This is a genomic window from Oribacterium sp. HCP28S3_H8, from assembly GCF_052064775.1.
Lineage (GTDB): Bacteria > Bacillota > Clostridia > Lachnospirales > Lachnospiraceae > Oribacterium.
The window spans coordinates 1-704 of the sequence record NZ_JBQHUZ010000031.1 but is presented as its reverse complement, the minus strand read 5'-3'; the positions used below and the strand labels follow the sequence as shown (position 1 = coordinate 704).

General features: G+C 42.9%; 1 protein-coding gene. It reads right to left on the bottom strand.

The window, feature by feature from the left end; translation table 11 throughout:
- Positions 1-531: helix-turn-helix domain-containing protein (locus ACTNEN_RS13315; protein ID WP_441206951.1), on the bottom strand; the 531-nt coding region annotated here is incomplete at its 3' end.
- Between the last annotated feature and the right edge of the window lie 173 nt (positions 532-704).

Here is a 704-nt window from a genome sequence, read left to right as displayed (position 1 = left end):
CAGGTAAACTTGATGCAGTGACTGCCCGTTGCGAACCAAAGGACTGATTATACCATTGATCCTGGCTATATCATCCTCATTTAACAGGATTCCTGTTCTGGATTCAGAAATGCTTTTATGAGCCATTTCATGGGCATCAGCCGGATCATAGATACGCTTTAAGAGTGTACATTTTGGAAGTTCTCTGCATCCATTGCAAACATAGGGAGGTTTACTCTTAACAGAACAGATGTCTTCCTCAAAATCAGGACAGTGTACGGTGCACTCGGAACAGATGCTACATTTGTATGCCGATTCATGAGTACATCTTGATCCACATATTTTCTTGGCCTTACATGAAACGCGGAACTTACACGGGTTATATGGATAGCCGGGACGACCGCTCTTCTTGTCGTAAGAATACTTTTTTACCTCCTTCGCAATGGTTGTGCGATCACGTCCCAGTTCTTTACCAATCTCTCCGAAGGAGGCACTCTCCTGGAGTCGCTGGGCTATGATCAAACGATCTTCATATGATAAAAACTTTGACATGGTAGCTCCTTTCCAACCGCCAGAAATCAAAGCATAACAAAAATGAGACCAACCTTCCAGTTGGTCTCGCATGTTTGTAAGAGAGAATCCATACCCCTCTCTTACGCCTATAATTATTAACTTGTAATACTCATCCGAGATAGTGGGTATGGAATCTCGGATTACAATTGAGA